18 protein-coding genes are annotated in these 18,860 nt (G+C 51.7%); 9 read left to right on the top strand and 9 right to left on the bottom strand.

Going from position 1 to position 18,860, the window contains the following annotated elements:
- Nucleotides 1-235 precede the first annotated feature (235 nt).
- Both PsW74_RS27680 and PsW74_RS27675 read left to right on the top strand, forming a co-directional pair.
- On the top strand, nt 236-898 hold the full coding sequence (locus tag PsW74_RS27680) for an OmpA family protein (RefSeq protein ID WP_063286894.1): 663 nt from the start codon (nt 236-238) through the stop codon (nt 896-898).
- 91 nt (nt 899-989) lie between these two features.
- Nucleotides 990-1,748, top strand: coding sequence for a class I SAM-dependent methyltransferase (locus tag PsW74_RS27675; protein ID WP_063286895.1), 759 nt, complete (start codon nt 990-992; stop codon nt 1,746-1,748).
- A gap of 12 nt (nt 1,749-1,760) precedes the next feature.
- Here the strand turns inward: PsW74_RS27675 and PsW74_RS27670 are convergent, their stop codons facing one another.
- Together PsW74_RS27670 and PsW74_RS27665 are read right to left on the bottom strand one after the other, a co-directional pair.
- Nucleotides 1,761-3,080: an MFS transporter gene (locus PsW74_RS27670; RefSeq protein ID WP_063286896.1), complete on the bottom strand. Its 1,320-nt coding sequence runs from the start codon at nt 3,078-3,080 to the stop codon at nt 1,761-1,763.
- A gap of 47 nt (nt 3,081-3,127) precedes the next feature.
- Complete coding sequence (locus PsW74_RS27665; protein ID WP_063286897.1) at nt 3,128-3,406, bottom strand: metal-sensing transcriptional repressor; 279 nt, start codon at nt 3,404-3,406, stop codon at nt 3,128-3,130.
- 226 nt (nt 3,407-3,632) lie between these two features.
- Here PsW74_RS27665 and PsW74_RS27660 point away from each other — a divergent pair, with 226 nt between their 5' ends.
- Nucleotides 3,633-4,595, top strand: coding sequence for a nucleoside hydrolase (locus PsW74_RS27660; protein WP_063286898.1), 963 nt, complete (start codon nt 3,633-3,635; stop codon nt 4,593-4,595).
- Nucleotides 4,596-4,601: 6 nt separating this feature from the next.
- On the opposite strand, the gene PsW74_RS27655 is transcribed toward PsW74_RS27660, so the two are convergent.
- Nucleotides 4,602-5,198, bottom strand: a complete 597-nt coding sequence (locus tag PsW74_RS27655; RefSeq protein ID WP_063286899.1) for a LysE family transporter — start codon at nt 5,196-5,198, stop codon at nt 4,602-4,604.
- Nucleotides 5,199-5,289: 91 nt separating this feature from the next.
- On the opposite strand from PsW74_RS27655, the gene PsW74_RS27650 reads away from it, so the two are divergent.
- Nucleotides 5,290-6,702 carry a PLP-dependent aminotransferase family protein gene (locus PsW74_RS27650; RefSeq protein ID WP_063286900.1) on the top strand — a complete coding sequence of 471 codons (1,413 nt, stop codon included), beginning with the start codon at nt 5,290-5,292 and terminating at the stop codon, nt 6,700-6,702.
- A gap of 72 nt (nt 6,703-6,774) precedes the next feature.
- On the opposite strand, the gene PsW74_RS27645 is transcribed toward PsW74_RS27650, so the two are convergent.
- Nucleotides 6,775-7,728 carry a BMP family ABC transporter substrate-binding protein gene (locus tag PsW74_RS27645; protein ID WP_244271724.1) on the bottom strand — a complete coding sequence of 318 codons (954 nt, stop codon included), beginning with the start codon at nt 7,726-7,728 and terminating at the stop codon, nt 6,775-6,777.
- 420 nt (nt 7,729-8,148) lie between these two features.
- Here PsW74_RS27645 and PsW74_RS27640 point away from each other — a divergent pair, with 420 nt between their 5' ends.
- Nucleotides 8,149-8,994, top strand: a complete 846-nt coding sequence (locus tag PsW74_RS27640) for a lytic murein transglycosylase (protein ID WP_244271721.1) — start codon at nt 8,149-8,151, stop codon at nt 8,992-8,994.
- A gap of 58 nt (nt 8,995-9,052) precedes the next feature.
- Here the strand turns inward: PsW74_RS27640 and PsW74_RS27635 are convergent, their stop codons facing one another.
- From PsW74_RS27635 to purU, 5 genes are all read right to left on the bottom strand, one after another.
- Nucleotides 9,053-9,943: a Rho GTPase-activating protein gene (locus PsW74_RS27635; RefSeq protein ID WP_063286901.1), complete on the bottom strand. Its 891-nt coding sequence runs from the start codon at nt 9,941-9,943 to the stop codon at nt 9,053-9,055.
- Entirely contained in the window at nt 9,940-10,413 is a 474-nt protein-coding gene (locus tag PsW74_RS27630) for a type III secretion system chaperone (protein WP_063286902.1), read from the bottom strand. Before PsW74_RS27630 ends, PsW74_RS27635 begins: the two co-directional genes overlap by 4 nt.
- A 126-nt stretch (nt 10,414-10,539) precedes the next feature.
- Nucleotides 10,540-10,950 (bottom strand): type III secretion system chaperone, encoded by a 411-nt coding sequence (locus PsW74_RS27625; protein WP_063286903.1) that lies wholly within the window; start codon nt 10,948-10,950, stop codon nt 10,540-10,542.
- A 244-nt stretch (nt 10,951-11,194) separates the two neighbouring features.
- Nucleotides 11,195-12,121 (bottom strand): bifunctional methylenetetrahydrofolate dehydrogenase/methenyltetrahydrofolate cyclohydrolase, encoded by a 927-nt coding sequence (locus PsW74_RS27620; RefSeq protein ID WP_063286904.1) that lies wholly within the window; start codon nt 12,119-12,121, stop codon nt 11,195-11,197.
- 8 nt (nt 12,122-12,129) lie between these two features.
- Entirely contained in the window at nt 12,130-12,987 is an 858-nt protein-coding gene (gene purU / locus PsW74_RS27615; RefSeq protein WP_063286905.1) for a formyltetrahydrofolate deformylase, read from the bottom strand.
- A gap of 375 nt (nt 12,988-13,362) precedes the next feature.
- On the opposite strand from purU, the gene PsW74_RS27610 reads away from it, so the two are divergent.
- From PsW74_RS27610 to PsW74_RS29565, 4 genes are all read left to right on the top strand, one after another.
- On the top strand, nt 13,363-14,487 hold the full coding sequence (locus PsW74_RS27610) for a glycosyltransferase (protein ID WP_057464789.1): 1,125 nt from the start codon (nt 13,363-13,365) through the stop codon (nt 14,485-14,487).
- A gap of 300 nt (nt 14,488-14,787) precedes the next feature.
- Entirely contained in the window at nt 14,788-16,311 is a 1,524-nt protein-coding gene (locus PsW74_RS27605; RefSeq protein ID WP_082830730.1) for an efflux transporter outer membrane subunit, read from the top strand.
- Complete coding sequence (locus PsW74_RS27600) at nt 16,308-17,462, top strand: efflux RND transporter periplasmic adaptor subunit (RefSeq protein WP_063286906.1); 1,155 nt, start codon at nt 16,308-16,310, stop codon at nt 17,460-17,462. Before PsW74_RS27605 ends, PsW74_RS27600 begins: the two co-directional genes overlap by 4 nt.
- Before the next feature lie 7 nt (nt 17,463-17,469).
- A partial coding sequence (locus PsW74_RS29565) for an efflux RND transporter permease subunit (protein WP_208988192.1) occupies nt 17,470-18,860 on the top strand: 1,391 nt, incomplete at its 3' end.

Raw genomic sequence — 18,860 nt, 5'->3', positions numbered from 1 at the left:
GCAAATTTTTGAGTGTCAAAAGGCTTTGTTTAATTCAGTGGTGATTTGTGTGACTGCTATCACAAACCAATAAAAATGGCTGTTTTCAGCGACAAATCCGGTGGAATTCAAGGACACTGTCTCATTGGGCACTTGTATTAGGCGCCCAGTGGCTTTTGATAGGGTTAATGTTCGATAGGGGGCAGATTCATTGTGATTCATCTGACCCTCAAAAATTACGATGTGAGAATTTTAAATGAAAAAACTGATGCACGCCGCGTTTGCTGTTGTTCTCGGCCTTTCCGTTGCAGCATGTACAACAACCAATCCATACACGGGTGAGTCCCGCGTTTCCAAAACTGCAGGCGGTGCAGGTCTTGGCGCAGCCACAGGGGCAATCATCGGCGCGATCGCTGGCGGCAAAAGCGCTCGCGTTGAAGGCGCGCTCGTTGGTGCTGCTGCTGGTGGCCTGATCGGTGGTGGTATCGGTAACTACATGGACCGTCAGGAAGCGCAGCTTCGTCAGCAGCTCCAGTCCTCTGGCGTTTCCGTAACCCGTAACGGCAACCAGATCGTACTGAACATGCCAAACGATGTGACCTTCGCTGTTGGTCAGGCAACTCTGTCCTCCCGCGCAATGCAGGTCCTCAACAGTGTTTCTCTCGTTGCGAAAGAATTCCCGCAGACACGTCTGAACGTTTACGGGCACACCGACAACACTGGGTCCGCTCAGTTCAACCTGCAGCTTTCTCAGCGCCGCGCAGACTCCGTCAGCAACTACCTGTATAATCAGGGTGTAAACGGTGCACGCATCTCTGCAGCAGGTTACGGCCTGACCAGCCCGATCGCGTCCAACGCAACCGAAGCTGGCCGCGCGCAGAACCGCCGCGTAGAGATCATCCTGTCTCCTCTGAACTAATCTTTCAGACAGGCAAAAGTTTTAGAACGCGGTCCCTTACTGGGGCCGCGTTTTTTGTTAGTCTCCCACCGTCAATAGGGGAGGTTTGCATATGACACAGGATAATCTGGCTGCATCACATTTCCAGAATGCTGGAGAGAGCTACGCAAAGTACCGCCCAACCTATCCTGCCGAGCTTGTTGAGTTTTTGGCCTCACAATGCCAGCAGCACAATCTGGCTTTGGATGTTGGCTGCGGGAATGGTCAATTCAGTGGCATGATCGCCAAGCATTTCAGGCAGGTGCTTGCCACAGATGTCAGCGCATCCCAAATCGAAAACGCAGCACCCGTTCCAAACATTCGCTTTGCGGTGGAGCCAGCAGAACACTGCTCAGCTGAAGATGCGTCCCTTAATCTGATTGTCGCCGCACAGTCTGCGCATTGGTTTGATCTGGCAAGTTTTTATGAGGAAGTCAGACGTGTTTCAGCACCGGAGTGTGTGCTCGCACTCGTCAGTTATGGCGTTCTCTCCATCAATCATAATGAATGCAACGCCCGTTTTCGCCAGTTCTATTACGATGAAATCGGCTCTTATTGGCCACCAGAGCGCCAGCACGTCGACAGCGGATACGCCAGTTTTGAGTTCCCGTTTCAGGAGCTCGAGTCTCCGGAGATGTCTATTGAGCGAGAATGGACGCTGGAGCAGTTCCTCGGTTACGTGCGCACGTGGTCCTCTGTCAAAGTAGCGGCAAAGGCCGGCAAGCAAAGCCTGATGAAAAGCTTCGCAAAAGAGCTAACCAGCCTTTGGGGAGATCCTCAGCAACCCCGCAAGATCAGTTGGCCCATTGCAATGCGACTGGGCCGTCTCTGAGCAACAGCTGCTTTATAGGCTGCTAGGCCATCGTGTGTGTAGGTCGTCAATCTTGAACTCATGCACGTGGCTCTTGCCTACTTTGTCGACGCCCTTTGACCAATGTGGATCATTGTCTGGCAGGTCCTCGTGGGAATGCCGCAGCTTCTTTGCATCCTTGCTCGGCCACAGCAGCATTGCTGCGAAAACACTGATCCACGCCAATACTGCCATGAAGAGAAAACTGACCGGAATGCCCAAACGAGCGCCAACCCAGCCAGCCATTGGGTAACCAATCAGCCAGCATACATGGCTGAGCGCAAACTGGCTCGCAAACACTGACGGAAGATCTCCACCTCTCGCAGAGCGTCGTAAAACCCGGCCTGAGGGTGTTTGTGCAGCAGAATAGCCAAGGCCAATCAGGAACCAGAGCGGAAGCAACTGCGTAAAGCTGCTCAACATAAACCCGAAGCTGAGGCAAACGGCCATGATACTAGCACCTAAGATCATGACGCTTCTGTCTTTAAAACGCTCCAGAACTTTAGGAAGGCTGAGCGCTGTGATCATGGAGCCAGCACCAAAACAAGCAAGAGCAATGGCAACATCATCAGCTTGCAGGCCAAATGTGCCTTGTACAATCACCACCGTATTCACAATCACCATGGACCCGCCAGCTGCGACAGCCAGATAAACAGCCAACATTCCGCGTAAGCGAGGGGTGCTGAGGTAAATGCGGGTGCCTTGCGTCATGCGTTTGATTGTGCGCTGGTTCTCGACCGGTTTGAGCTTTGGCAAGGTGACGGAAACGACAAGAGCTGCAGAGGCGAGGAAACCGATCACCGTACCACCAAACAGACCATGGAAATTGATCACCAACAGCAAGCCAGCCGCAATCGTCGGGCTGAGCAGGTTCTCAAGATCATAAGCAAGACGGCTCAATGACAGAGCGTTGGTGTAGTCTTTCTCTTCTGGCAACACGTCAGGAATAACCGCTTGAAATGCGGGCGTGAAGGCTGCTGAAGCGGACTGCAGCACAAAGATAAGCAGATAGATTTGCCAGATCTCAGTCACAAACGGTAGCGCAAGAGCAACCGCCGCACGGATGAGATCCAGCCCCACCAGCACAGCACGTCGCGGCAACCGTTCAACAAACGCAGCTGCAATCGGGGCCAGCCCAACATAGGCAATCATCTTGATCGCAAAGGCAGTTCCAAGCACTGAACCAGCGTCTTCTCCGGTGATGTTAAACGCCAGAAGACTCAGGGCGACAGTGGCAAGACCAGTACCAAACAAGGCAATGACTTGAGCAAGAAACAGGTGGCGATAGGTTCGGTTCGCGAGTACGGACAGCACGCGGAAACTCCTTTGGCTTCTTGTTTTCTTGAGTTGACTATATCCCCCTAGAGGTAACGGGAGATTGCTTTGAACTCTTCAATCGTCTGCTCAGAATTTGCATCCGGATTGTTGACAGTGTCATCAAGACAATGATCGAGATGATCGTAGATCAGGGTCTTCTTTGCCTGCATGACAGCTTTCTCAACCGCATGAAGTTGTTGAGCTATTTCCACACATGGGCGACCATCCTCGATCATGCCGATAATGGATTTGAGGTGCCCGTCAGCGCGTTTTAGGCGATTAACAATTCCCGGATGGGACTGGTGTGTGTGCTTTTCAGTCATGTTTCACTATTATCCCCCCTAGGGGGATATTGCAAGCCGACTGAGTTTAACAAATGTGCAGTTAAATCATTTGAATAACCCTTCGTGGTATCGTCCGCGACAAACGGATGACAGCAGGGTGGCCTGAAGACCTGAGGAAACGAGGGCTTGCTCACCAACGCAGAATGCTGAAACTGAGCTTGATTGATGGATATGCACTGCCAACAAGGCGTGCCAGGAGAATGACGTGCCGGATAATTTTGTTTTTGCAGTGGACACGGATGGCGGTGTTGACGACGCCATCGCACTCATGATGCTCATCGGCTCGGGCAAGAAGATAGACTTCATCACGACTACATTCGGCAATGTCGATCTGGAGCAGGCAACAAAGAACATTCTGGACACGCTCGCCATCTGCAATGCAGACATTCCCGTCCATAAAGGCGCTTCTGATCCAATTTCCGGCGAGCGTATTGATGCTGTTTATGTTCATGGACCAGACGGGTTAGGCGGTGTGGAACGCCCTCAGCACCTCCTGAGGCATTCAGGTGAGACAGCACACAATGCTCTCCGGGATGTTCTGCGCAAAGCTGCGCTGGGTGGGCCAAAGCTTCAGATCTTGACCATTGGACCACTCACAAATCTGGCAGAAGTCTTGCGCGAGGAGCCGGATCTGGTCGAAGGAGTTGATCGCATCTGGTCTATGGGTGGAACCTGCCACGGACGCGGCAACGTTACGCCCGCAGCTGAGTTCAACATCCTTTGCGATCCGGAAGCGGCAAAGGCAGTGTTTTCACAGGCGATCAACACAACGCTCATTCCATGGGAACCAAGCCTCCATGATGCCCTCCCGGGGGATGTGGTCGATGGTATATTTGAGCGTTTGGGAGATACGATCCCAGCCAAGTTTGCAGAGCATATGTGTACGTTCATGCGAGAGCGTGGCAAGACGTGGTACCACGAAGACCTTCTCATTCTGCCTGATCCATTGGCAGCTGCTGCCCTGTTGGACTCTGAGGTTATCGCCCGAACTATTGTTTGCGGCGTACTCGTTGAAACAGGTGGAGAGTTTGCCCGCGGTGCGACTATTCTGGATCACGAGGGTAAAACGCAGGCACCCATTATCGGCATCATGGAGCGGGCAGACCGCCCTAAAGTGGAACGTATATTGGAAGGAACACTGGCAGCGCTTGCCTCGCGCCACCAGTGAAAACAATTAGAGAAGCAAGGACCATGCAGTTGCTGCAAGCATGGCGATAGCCATAGCTATTGTAATGCCGCGCATCAAAACGCCTTCGCCAATCACCTTAAGAATTGAAACCCCAACCATTGCCCACACACTGTGAGAGATCATGCCGCCGATCAAAAAGCCAGCTGTCAGGATCGCCGCATTCTCATAAAGCCCCATACCATTGGCCGCGAAGAAGCTGGTAAACGCCACCAGGCTCATTGCCCAGGTTTTGGGGCTAAGTGGATGAATGAGCAAACCTTCCCAAAATGTCGGCAAGCTAACTTCGCCTTTTGGCTTGATGTTCAACTGCACAATGCGCCAGGCCAGATAGGTCATGTAGGCCATGGAGGCAAACTTGAATGCGTTGACCATCAGTCCCCCGCGCGCCATCAACTGTCCCAGTCCGAAAGCCACACAGAGGTTGAGCAGTAGGCTGCCCAGCTCTGCCGCAATGATAACCGGAAAAGCAGTGCGATAACCCGCGCTGGCACCAATCGCCATGAAGGTGAGGTTTCCCGGCCCCGGAGTGCCGGTCATAATGGCTACAAAAATCGCGAATGCGCTGAGTGTTGCCCAATCCATATTGTTATTCCAGTCAATTGATACAATCTACACGATGTGCTAAATTATTGTATCGATCGTATCTATCAATCTCTTTATTGTTATGAATACAATGTGGAAGCCTGACCCAAACAAGCTCTCAAGCCCAAAATACCTAAGTATTGCAACGGCTTTGGAACAAGACATTCAAACTGGCCGCCTTGTGGAAGGTGACAAGCTTCCGCCTCAGCGCGAGCTCGCCTATCAGCTTGGAGTAACGCTCGGTACAATCACGCGAGCATATGCTGAGGCTGAGCGTAGAAAACTGGTGCGCGGAGAAACGGGCAGGGGCACATTCATTGCCAAGACAGCAAATGTGCATTCACCGCTGATGCTGATGCCCAACACCGAAGGCATTCAGAGCTATGATTTAGCTCGCAATCTAGGCCTCGCTCACCTAAATCCGGATCTGGGTCAAATGCTCAGGGAATTGAGCGATGATCCTCTGGTCAATTCCCTGAACGAATATGGCCCGTCTGAGGGAACGTTCTATCATCGGGAGATAGGCGCTCAGTTTCTCTCAGAGTTTTATGGCGCTCCGGCAAATGCCAGCCAGACTCTGGTTACATGTGGGGCGCAACACGGTATTCAGATCGCCATGTTGGCTATGTTCAACCGAGGCGACGCAATTGCGGTAGACGAGATGATCTATCCGCCCATTCTGTCTGTTCTCCCGGCTCTGGGTTTGCAAATTGTACCCATCGAAGCTGAACGGGATGAGAACGGGCATATGGGGGCTATGTCTGCTGAAGCGCTGGAGGATGCTTGCACCAAACATGATATCCGCGGTGTTTTTCTGATACCGAATGCACAAAACCCGACAACTCATACACTGAGTAACGCAGAGCGCCAGCGACTGGCAACTGTGATTGAAAAGCACAACCTCACCGTCATTGAGGATGATCCCTATACGCCCTTCATTTCTTGCAAGCAGAAGAGCTTCTTGGAGCTGGTGCCCGAGAACACTGTCCTGATTGGCTCCCCGTCCAAGGTCATGTCAGCCGGGTTGCGCACCGGTTACATCCATGTGCCGGGCAATGTCAAAACGGCTTTTGCCAACGCCATCGGCGAAAGCACATGGATGGCAGCCCCGCTCAATGTAGAGATCGTGTCCAGATGGATTACAGGTGGGGAACTGCAAGAAACACTGCAAAGAAAACGAGAAGTTCTCAGACAGCGCTATCAGTACATAAAAGAGGTGTTTCCGGACAACACGCTACAAGGGGGTGAGGAGAAACTCTTCACATGGCTGCATCTCCCCCAGCAGCAAAGTGCGGAGCTGGTGGCGCAAGCGGCTCTTTTGAGAGGCGTGGAAGTGCTGTCACATCGCAATTTTCAGGCTATGCCGCGCACGGACATCAACGCATTGCGGGTCAGCCTGTCAACGATCGCGCATCATAAGCACTTTGAAGAAGCGATATCTCTTCTGAAAGCATCAATCGAACATCTGGAAGATATACAAGCCCCAAGGCCAATGGTGGGGTAAAGCATAAAAAAGCCCCTGCCTGTATTCAGGCAGGGGCTAATATCTGACCTAAGCCAGCATACTAAGCAAATCTTAGTATGGGCAAGCCATGTCGCTCATGTAGTCATGAACGGTGATTTTGCCGGAAATGATGTCTGCGCGAGCTGCTTCAACAGCTGCTTTCATTTCTTCGCTAACCAGTGGAGCGTTGTTTTCGTCCATTGCATAGCCAACACCGTCTTCAGCAAGGCCAAGAGACTGGATGCCGGTTGTGAAGTTGCCTTCTTTTGCATCCATGAATGCATTTGCAACAGCTACGTCAACGCGCTTAACCATGGAGGTCAGCACTTTGCCTGGAGCCAGGTGGTTCTGGTTGGAGTCAACGCCGATGAACTTCTTGTCTTCATCAACAGCTGCCTGAAGAACACCAAGGCCGGTACCGCCAGCAGCAGCAAAGATTACGTCTGCGCCACGTGCGAAGTGAGACTTAGCAAGCTCACCGCCTTTAACCGGATCGTTCCATGCAGCTGGAGTAGTACCAGTCATGTTTGCGAAGACTTCACCGTCTTTGTTGGTGGTCAGTGCGCCCTGCTTGTAACCACAGGAGAACTTGGAGATCAGTGGAATGTCCATGCCGCCCACAAAGCCAACCTTGCCGGTCTCGGATGCGAGCATTGCCATCATACCAACAAGGTAAGAACCTTCCTGCTCTTTAAAGACAACAGAACGTACGTTTGGCAGATCTACAACAGAGTCGATGATAGCAAAGCTGACATCTGGGAATTCTTTAGCAACTTTTTCAACTGGAGCAGCCTGCGCAAAGCCCATCGCTACGATTGGGTTCATGCCACGACGAGCGAAGTTGCGAAGAGCCTGCTCACGCTGGGAAGCGTTGGAGATCTCAAATTCGCGATACTCGATACCGGTCTCAGCCTTGAAAGCCTCAGCACCATTATAGGCAGCTTCGTTGAATGACTTGTCGAACTTGCCGCCCATGTCAAAGATAACTGCAGGCTTAAAGTCCGCTGCCATAGCAGTTGTGCTCATTGCTGCTGCCAATACTGCAGTTGCAGCGATGGTTTTGATGGATTTCATACCCATTCCTCCGTTATATCCCAATGGGAAACCTTTACGTTGCCCTGTCCCCAAGTCCGTCTTCACCACTAAATCCCAACCTGGAGACTCACCTCATTGAGGTGAACGTCTAAGTGCATAACTTCCCCTGCGTAAGTCCAGCTAAGTGTTAGCTTGTCCTTAATTATGCGCCTATAGGTTGTCCAAAACGATCAGGCATGTTGAAAACAGTTATGTGTACGGCCTTTAGTTGGACACATGCCGGTGTTAGGATCAAGGTTAAAATGCGAATAAATATATTAGGACTGCAAAAATTTTCAGTTATCCGCCAATTTGGCTACTTTTATTCGTTAGAACGATCAAAATTGCTTAGTGAACATGCAGGAGTTTGGGGTGTTCGAATCATTTATTGACAAGGTTAAGTTCAAAACCAGAAAAGCCGGGCTATTACTTGGCGCTGGTCTGGTTTTGCTAGGCGTGTCTTCTGCTCAAGCTGCAACCTGTGGCGATACAGGGGCGGGCTTTGACCGCTGGTTGGCGTCCTATAAAAAGACACTCCAGTCTCAGGGCATTTCAAAGGCAACTTTGAACAGATCCTTGAATGGCATAACCTATAACCGCAAGGTGATTGGGTATGACCGGAACCAGAAATCTTTCAAACTCAGCTTCGACGAGTTTTACAAGCTCCGCGTCAACAATGCGCTCATTAATAAGGGCCGCAAGTTGATGAAAAAGCACGATCGGCTTTTCAATCGCATCGAGAACGAATTTGGCGTTCCGCGTGAGATCATCACCGCCATCTGGGGTCTTGAGACTGGCTATGGTCGTGGCATAGGCAACATGAGCACCATACGCTCTTTAGCAACGTTGGCTTATGATTGCCGCCGTGCTGATTTCTTCCGCAACGAGCTCTATCATGCGCTGCTCATCGTCCAGAAGGGCGACTTGAAGCCGAGCGAAATGAAGGGAGCTTGGGCAGGTGAGTTGGGTCAGACTCAGTTCCTCGCATCTTCCTACATCAAGTTCGCGATTGATTACAGCGGCGATGGCAAACGGGATCTGCTGTACAACACCTCAGATACTTTGGCTTCCACCGCGCACTTCCTCATGTCTTACGGCTGGCGACCGGGTCAACCTTGGGGACCGGGCACACCTAACTATGAGGTGATCCGCTCTTGGAACCGTGCTGGCGTATATGTCAAAACAATCCAGATCATGGCTGAAAAACTAAGCAAGTAATCCAGCCAGAGAAATAGAAAAAAGGCCGCTGAGTTCTCCTCTCAGCGGCCTTTTTTGTTTAATCGTTTTTCGGTATACGTAAATAGTAATCGTCAGGCAGCTCGCGTTCAACCAACGCAGCAAAGAATTTGTTTCCAACCTCAATGAGACCAATTTGCTCCATAGGGGCTAAGCTATCATCTTTTACGACATTAGGGCCAAATACGATGGAAAGGTTTGAGGGTTGCATTTTGTTAACATCTGCTTTGTTCGCGATCATCGCAGAAAACTTTACTGTGTCTTGCACCATTTCTGGTAACCCATTCAGCGCAGGCAGATTTTCGAGGACTGGATCATAACTTTTCACGAAGTCCAACACCTTCGCTAACTCAGTGTCACTCATGTTATCTCTGAGGTTCTGCTTAAACGCACCCGCCAGCTCGTGCTCTACTTTGCCATGCACGTTGTTATCAAAGTCCTGGGACGTCCTGTTCGCAATCAGCTTGTTGATCTCGTTTTTGCTGCCATTTACGCGGGTTAGACCAACGGTCAACAACTGCTCTGGGTTCTGTTTAAAATATTCAATAATGCTCTTGTTCTGTGCTTCGGCTTCATGCTTATGCCTTACAGCGAAATCAATGCCAGTTGTAATCTGCTCGGCCGTTAGGCTGTGGGCTTTGCCATCGGTGTAACCGCAAGCTGTGCAGGCGTGTTTGTAAGCCTGCTCACCAAGCTCCTTGCCAAACTTATCTTGCAAAGCAGTGCGGAATGCGCCCTGATCTTGAGCTTTGGCAGTGCCTTCAGAAGAGCTCAGTTTGTGCCAGGAAACCAACTTCCCAGCGAGTGTGGAGCTGGCCTCACGGGTTTGCAGATCGCCGCCGTCTGTAACAGTCAGCTTCTGGTTCAGGTTACCGCTAATAGCAGCGCTTTCGGCTGCGCTTTGAAAATGTGAAAGGCTAATATTGGTCATACTCTCATACCCAAAGTTTCAAAAGAAGACTCGGCTGCAACACTGGCAGAATGTTGCCAGTCCATTTGAAGAGGAGCAGTGCTGTTCAATCGCTCATGCCAGGCAGCAGATGTGCTAATGAACAGATCCAGCTTTTCTTGCAGCGTGAAGGAAGATTTGTCGGTAATGCTAACCACCTGAGACAGGTTGATATGGTCTGTCGCCGGATCAAGGTTGAAGCTCATGCCGTGTCCGTGTGTGAGAACACAGTTCGTCTGCATCAGGGCCTTCATCTTCTCCTGATCATCGCAAGGCTGCGTACACAACACTGCATTGAACAAGAGTGTCTGCGTCTCATCGCGCCACTGAACAGTCATGAAGAGTTCTTGCTCCAGTCCAAGCAAGAGCGTGTTGTCTTCATCCAAACACAGTCCATCAAGCCCAATCCTTCGCCCGATCTCGTTGAAGAGTTCATCCAGTAGTTGACGCATTGCTATCTCGACTTTTCTGAAGCAGACGAATCTTTCTGCTTAAATATTTCCTGCTGTTAAGATCAGACTAGTATTCCTCTTGCAGCTATTCTGTTCTTTTCAGCACTCAAATGTGTTGCTACGCGTTTATACGAAGTCATTCTGAAGTAAGGTGTTTGTGCCCTCAGCAAGCCAGAAGGCAGCCGTTGAAACGGCATCGATCAGGCGCTCAGGAACTGTGTCCTCCTGCACGTCAGAGAGGCACCAACGCTCGCAATAAAGTGCCTGCATCTTGTCTTCATCAATGGCCAGACGTCCGGCTGCGGTCGATGTGCCAAGACAGTTGGCAGCAAGCATTGCTTTCAGGATGTGGGGTTGGTTGATGTCCAGACCCGGCAGATAGAAACTGAATTCCAGATTGTTGCCGTCAATGCGGCTCAAGACACCAGAAAAGCTGTCCTCAAAAAGCAGGGCCACATGCCCGGCTTCGTCAAACTTCAACTCCGGCAGACCAAGCGTCTCGCGAATAACCGGGACGATACGGTCCACATGATGCATCGTGCATCCCCTCAATTACGTTGCTTGAGAGGAAGCTAGCGAGTTGCCAACACCTGAGATGTGCTGAAAGGAACATTAAGGTGGGGGAATGCAAATAAAGACAAACTGCAGATGTGATCTGAACTTGAACACCATTACAAATAACAAAGGCCCCGAAGGTGTTTCGGAGCCTTATCTATGGATCTATTTTAACTGAACAGGCGAACTTGAAAACAAAGAATGTTTGCCTGCCTGGCGAAATGGCCTAGCTGTTCAGGGCTTCAAAGAGCGGCGGCTCCTCGTCCAGCCCCATCAGACGTCGTGCAGCAGTCAGAGTATTGCTCATCAGCATCGCGATGGTCATAGGCCCAACACCACGTGGAACCGGGGTGATAGCAGCTGTGTGACCGAGTGCTTCATCAAACGCCACATCACCCACTAAACGGGTTTTGCCTTCGCCCTTTTCAGGTGCTGGAATGCGGTTGATGCCCACGTCAATAACAGTCGCTCCCGGCTTCAACCAGTCGCCCTTGATCATCTGCGGACGTCCCACGGCAGCAATAACAATATCTGCAGAACGAACCACATCAGGAAGATCTTTGGTGCGGGAGTGAGCAATCGTTACTGTGCAGTGCTCTTGCAGCAGCAGCTGAGCAATCGGCTTACCAACAATGTTGGAACGACCAACGATCACAGCGGTTTTGCCGGAAAGATTATCGCCAAGTGCTTTCTTTGCCAGCAACACGCTGCCAGCAGGAGTACATGGCACAAGTGCACGGTCAGTATTGCCACTGCCCAGCAGGCCAACATTGATCGGGTGGAACCCGTCGACGTCTTTCTCAGGCTTAATGAGATCGAGGACCTTATTTTCACTGATGTGCTTTGGCAAAGGCAACTGAACCAGAATACCATGAATGGTGTCATCTTCGTTCAGTGATGTCACAAGAGTCAGAAGCTCTTCCTCATTCACATCAGCTGATAGCGTGTGTGTGACGGAGTTGAAACCACATGCTTTTGCGGTTCGGCCCTTGTTGCGTACATAAACCTGACTGGCAGGGTCTTCACCCACAATCACAACAGCCAAACCCGGCTTAATACCTGTCTCAGATTCAAGGCGTGCAGCACGTGCAGCAATCTCGTCGGTGACAGATGCAGCAATGGCTTTGCCGTCGATAATAAGAGCCTCACTCATGGCAAGTCCTATTTAAAGATCACGGTACGGTCACCGTTAAGGAGAATTCGGTGCTCCAGATGATAGCGGACAGCGCGAGCAAGAACCTGACTTTCCGTATCACGCCCCTGGGCGATGAGTTCGTTCACCGAATGGAAGTGTTCAACCCGGCTCACGTCTTGCTCGATGATTGGTCCTTCGTCAAGGTCTGCGGTTACATAGTGCGCGGTGGCACCAACCATCTTGACGCCGCGTGCATGGGCCCGGTGATACGGTTTTGCACCTATAAAGCTTGGCAGGAAAGAGTGGTGGATATTGATCACCTTGCCCGCAAGCTTCTCACAGAGCTCATTGGAGAGAATCTGCATGTAACGCGCCAGCACCACCAGATCGATGTTTTCGCGCTCTACCAGATCAACAATCTGGGCTTCCTGTTCCGCTTTGGTTTCTTTGGTCACTGGCAGATAGTGAAAGGTAATCTGCTCATGCTCAACGCGGGACTGATACTTGGTGTGGTTGGAAGCAACCGCCACAAGGTCCATCGGCAGCTGGCCAGTGGAGTTGCGGTAGAGCAGGTCGTTCAGACAGTGCCCCATCTGTGAGACCAGCACCAGAACACGAGGCTTCTTGGAAAGATCGTGCACCTTCCAGTCAAAACCATAGCCTGTTGCAACAGGGCCAAAGCCCTCTTCAAACTGTTCTTTGGTCATTCCGTCCGGTGCGTTGAAAGAGATGCGCATAAAAAAGCGATCTGTCTCTGCATCGCCGTACTGAGCGCTTTCACAGATGTTGCAGTTTTGAGAAGCGATTGAGTTTGCAACCGCTGCTACGATCCCTTTTCTGTCTCCGCAGGAAAGGGTGAGCACATAGTTGGCCTTGGTGTTCATAGGAGGCTTAATCTACACGTTTGAACTGAATTTGCTGCCGCGCACAATAGGCGGGAGCACCTAATTTTTAAAGGGTAAATCAACACTGGGATGCAGAAAAAAGCATTGTGCTGCAGCAATGTGATTCTTTTTCATACCCACGGTAGAAACCACTAAAACCACTAAGCTTGTGCAGACAGATCCAGATAGGCAGGAGATAGGGTGCCAAGTAAGGAATTACCCTGATAAATGCATTGGGAGATAATCGGGTATCAAATCAACCAGATTGAGAACAACACCGTAGATTTCTAGATTGAGCTTCGGTGCGTGCTCTTAAAACCAGATTTTCGAGTGTCTGGAGGCGCATCTGTTCGACCGGTGGGCCGGGGGCGCGTCATGAAGCTCTTTATAGTACAGGAAAGCTTCCTTGATGAAGACATTACTGAGATCACTGAGGTGGTCTCCAACGGCCTTGCTGCGCGTCAACACAACATCACTCTGATTACCCTGACGGGCAAACCAAGAGACCTTTCCCACTACTCACCACGAATTACACCGGTCTTTCTGGAAAAAGCCAGAGCCGCCGCAGCTGCAGCAGGCGTTGCCAGACTGGTCGAAAAAGAGAAGCCGGATATCATTCTCTCTCACGGCACAGGCAGCAACATAGCCTGCCTGTCCGCCGTCAAAACACGCTCGCGTTTGAAGGTGCCTGTGGCGATCACGCTCCATTCATCGGTTACCATCTCAGATCGTCTTGCGCTGAAAACCCAAAAGAGCGCAGCCACCATAGCAGTCCCGCTGATTTATCGTGAAGCAGAGCGGGTGATTTGTACGCTCAAGTCTATCGAACATGTCGTTGATCTTTGCGAGCAGGTGCCCAAAGAAAAGATCAGTGTCATCTACAATCCTCTCGTTGAAATGAATGTGTTTGAAACGGCAGCAGAGCCGATTGAAGAGGAGTGGTTCGAAACGCACGGCACCAGCAAGGTGATAAGTGTCGGGGCCCCGTCCAGTCGCCATGCCCATCACCAACTCCTCCGCGCCATGGCGCTCAGCCGTTACAAGGATAATCTGCGGGCGTATCTGTTGGGCAAGGGAGAGGAGCAGGAAGAACTCCAGCTGCTGGCTTCCAATCTTGCGCTCGATGATATCGTCACCATGCCGGGTGAAGTCACCAAACCGGAGAGGTTCCTGAGAGCGGCCAACGTGTATGTCTCAACATCTCAGCAAGACAGCGTGTCCGGAGAACTGGTGCGGGCAATGGCCTTGGGAACACCCATCATTGCGCTCGACAGCGGCGCTGGTGCCCGCGAAGTATTGAGCGATGTCCGCAATGGCTGGCTTGTTCCATCAGGTGACGCAGACAAACTATCAGAAGCGATCCTCGCAGCAGTGAAGTGCGATAGATCTGACGACACTTTGGCGACCAGAGCACGTGATTTCTCTCAGGAACGTGCAATTGATGCCTATGAGAAACTGCTCCTCTCCATGATTTCTGAGCGTGTCACAGACCTGCACTAAGAGTGACCTCCATGGAATATGCAGCCTAACTAGTTAATATAACTAGGTAAAATAGGATGCCTCACGCCATTAGCGTGGGATAACCCGGCACACACCACAAGCGTGTTTGACCTGCAAAATCAGCATCAAGTACCCTAAGGTCAGCCGTGTTCTTGGCCAGTGTTTGAGTGTGCGTACAGCTTCGTTCTCCGCCAATAAAAGATACAGGTCATTGGAGCACCACTGTTGAGTGTCTGGTTCGGGTTTTGCAGCAAGACGAGGAGTTCTCCTGCGCCTACGGTGTGTCGGCGTTCCTCTCTTATGCTGTTCTTCCTGCTGTCAGCCTGCATGGTAGGCCCGGATTTCAAAAGGCCAGAGCTCTCACCAGAAGCCAAGTTTACCCGCAATGATCCCGGTGCGACTGTGTCCGCTGACATTCAGGGTGGAGCCTCACAGAACTTCTCTACTCAAAGAGACCTGCCGGGAGAGTGGTGGGAGCTGTTCGAGTCAAAAGCCCTCAACACGTATGTCAGCCTTGCAGTCGCCAACAGCCCCACAATTGCTCAAGCTGAAGCCAATCTCAGACAGGCACAGGAAAATGCCTACGTGGCAGGTGCAGGGCTCTACCCAACCGTCACTGGCAATGCAAGCCGTAACAGACAGAAGTTCCCTATTGGTGGCGGTGGAGCAAGTGAGATTGTTGCGAACCTGAACCCGTTCTTCACGACCTACAGCTTGTCATTGGCCATCTCCTATACGCTTGATGTCTGGGGCGGCACACGCCGGAACATTGAGTCACAAGTCGCCAACATTCAGTACTCGCAGTTTCAGGTTGAGGCAGCGCATCTGACGCTCACATCCAATCTGTTGAATGCAGTAATTCTGGAAGCCTCTCTCAGAGGGCAGATCCGTGCGACTGAAGAAATCATCAAGGTACAACAGCGGCAACTCGCCATCCTGCAAGCGCAGTTCAGGTTAGGTGGTGTGGATGAAAGTCAGGTCCTGCAACAGCTGGCAACGCTGGAGCAAACCAAGGCAACTTTGCCACCACTCCAACAACAATTGGTGGTGCAGAAAAATCAGATCAAAACGCTGGGCGGCTTCTACCCCACCCAGGACATCGTGAAGGAGTTTGATCTTTCTGATCTGAAATTGCCAAGAAAACTACCGTTAAGCCTGCCTTCTGAGCTGGTCGCGCGAAGGCCAGATATCCGCTCTGCCGAGGCGCAACTCTGGCAAGCCAGTGCCAACATCGGTGTTGCATTAGCCAACCAGCTCCCGAGTTTCAAGATTACCGGGAATGCGGGCAACGACTCCGAAGTATTCAACCGCTTGTTCTTTTCTGGAACGGGCGCATGGCAAATCACAACCTCAGTCGCCCAAACCGTATTTGATGCCGGAGCGCTCAACAGTCAGCGCAAAGCCGCCGTTGCAGCTTTTGAGTCTTCCGCTGCAAACTATCGTGAGGTTGTGCTGACCGCCTTTGGTGACACCTCCAACGCGATCAGCGCTTTGAAGAATGATGCCCGTGCCCTGAAAGCTAGTCTGGCTGCCGAACGCTCTGCAAGAAAGAGCCTGCGCCTGACACAGCAACAATACAATCTGGGCGCAATCGACCTCACAACACTGCTGCTTGCAGTCCAAACCTACCAACAAGCAAAGATAAATCTGGTGCAGGCACAAGCCGTACGCTTCACAGACACTGTCGCCCTGTTCTTTGCACTCGGTGGAGGGTGGTGGAACCGCCCCAATGCGGCACCAATAAGGGATGGAAGACCTCTGACCATCATCTCGGCTGTCCCGCCGTTCAATCGCAAACAGATCCAGCCGGTGAACCAGCCATGAGTGAACGCAAAAAAACCAACACCAAAAAACACATGATCATTATGTTGATTTGCGTCGGCATAGCGTTTGGTGGGCTCTATGGGTTCCAGCTTTACAAATCCAGAGTACTTGGGAAAATCGTATCCGGTCTGCAAAACAAGATCGAAACAGTCTCCTCCTACAAGTCCACCAAACAACTCTGGACCGAAAAAGTCTCGGCAGTTGGCACGCTTGTGGCAATCATGGGAACAGATTTGTCGCCTGAGCTTCCTGGCACGGTAACCCATATCAACTTCGCATCCGGTGAGGATGTCAAGAAAGGCGCGCTGCTGATTGAGTTGGATACCACACAGGAGATTGCGCAACTAAAATCCTTGCAAGCTCAAGAAACTCTGGCGCGTCAAACGCTGGACAGAGACCTGAAGCAGTACAAAATCAACGCCGTCAGCAAACAGCAGATAGATTCCGACTGGTCGAGTCTGAAAGACTTTCAGGGACAAGTGCAAAACCAGCTTGCGATCATTGCCAAGAAAAACATCCGCGCTCCGTTCTCAGGCCGTTTGGGCATCCGGCAGGTTAGCGTTGGCCAGTATCTCAATGTGGCCCAGTCCTACGTCAACCTTCAGCAACTTGATGATCTCTTCGTTGATTTTTACATACCCCAGCGTTTTCTGGGCACCATCAAACGCGATCAGGAAATTGAGGTCTCGGCTGATACTTACCCGGACAAGTCCATCAAAGGCAAAGTGGTTGCCTTAGATGCGCAGGTCGACATCAACAACGGCAACGCCAGAGTGCGTGGCCGCTTTGCAAATCCAAACAAAGAGCTGATCCCGGGCATGTTTGTCGATGTGCAAACGGTGATATCAGCGCCAAAAGAGCAGGTCACAGTGCCGCAAACGGCCATCACCTACAACTCCTACGGCATCACCGTTTATGTGCTGACCAAGACCGACGAAAAGCACATGGACAAACCTGTCTACACCGCCAAGCAGCGCTTTATCGAGACCGGTGCAAAACGAGGCGATCAAATCGTGATTTCAAAAGGCCTTAAGGTGGATGAGCTGGTGGTGAGTGCAGGGCAACTTAAGCTGCGCAATGGATCCAAGGTCGTCATCGACAACTCCGTGCTGCCACTCAATGACCCTGACCCGAAACCCGTAGAGCAATAGGTGGGCCATGAACAGTTTCACAGAAATCTATGTTCGTCGCCCCGTTCTGGCCTCCACCATCAGCCTGATGATTTTGGCGCTGGGTTTGCGCGCAATCTTCTTGCTGCCGGTGTTGGAGTATCCAAAGACGGAAAACGCCGTCATCACCATCTCAACCACCTTGTTCGGTGCTAGCGCTGAGACTGTCGCGGGCTTCATCACCACCCCGCTGGAAGAAGCCATCGCGCAGGCCAACGGCATCGACTACATGACCTCGACCAGTGCCAGCACAATCAGCACCATCACGGTCAATCTGGTGCTCAACTACGATGCCGACAAAGCCCTCACGGAGATCAATACCCAGATCAGCTCAGTACTGGACCAGCTCCCCCAGGAAACGCAAAACCCGGTGCTCACCATTCAAATCGGTGAGACCATCGACGCCATGTACATCGGCTTCACCTCTGATGTGATCGACCGCAATCAGCTAACGGATTACATCGTCCGTGTTGTCCAGCCACAAATTCAGGCAATCGATGGTGTGCAAACGGCTGAGCTTTACGGCGAAAAACGCTTTGCAATCCGTGCATGGTTGTACCCGGATAAACTGGCCGCCTATGGCCTCACCGGCACGGATATCGCAAATGCTCTGGCCCGCAATGACTTTATCTCCGGTGTGGGCAACACCAAAGGCCAGATGGTGCAGGTGGAACTCACGGCCAACACCAACCTGACTGATGTTGAAGATTTCCGTCAGCTTGTTGTCACAGAAAGCGATGGCGCAATCATTCGCCTGCGTGATGTGGGCAGGGTGGAGCTGGGATCTGAAGATTATGATCTGGCCGTGCTCTATTCCGGTAAGGCAGCAGTGTACATTGGGGTACAGGCCGCGCCTGCTGCAAACGTACTCGCCATGCTGGATCAGGTGCGCGAGGTCGTGCCCAAAGTCCAAAATGCCATGCCTCCGGGGCTGGAAGCACGGATCGTCTACGACTCCGGTCTCTTCATCAACGCAGCAATTGATGAGGTGATCAGTGCCCTTCTCGAAGCATTGGTGATTGTGACGTTTGTGGTCTTCCTCTTCATTGGTTCTCCACGCACAGTTGCCATCCCCATCATCGCGATCCCGCTATCGCTGATCGGCACTTTTTTCATCATGCTGGTTTTGGGATACTCCATCAACCTGCTCACGCTCCTCGCCTTGGTGCTTGCCATCGGCCTTGTGGTGGATGATGCGATTATCGTGGTGGAGGATGTGGAACGACACATCTCGGAAGGCAGCACGCCGTTTCAGGCTGCCGTTCAAGCCGGGCAAGATCTCGGCAGACCCATTCTGGCGATGACGGTCGTTCTTGTCGCGGTGTATGCCCCCATCGGCTTTCAGGGCGGTTTAACGGGCGCCCTGTTTACAGAATTCGC

This window comes from Pseudovibrio sp. W74, from assembly GCF_001623085.1.
Lineage (GTDB): Bacteria > Pseudomonadota > Alphaproteobacteria > Rhizobiales > Stappiaceae > Pseudovibrio.
This window is presented reverse-complemented; position numbering and strand designations above follow the sequence as displayed.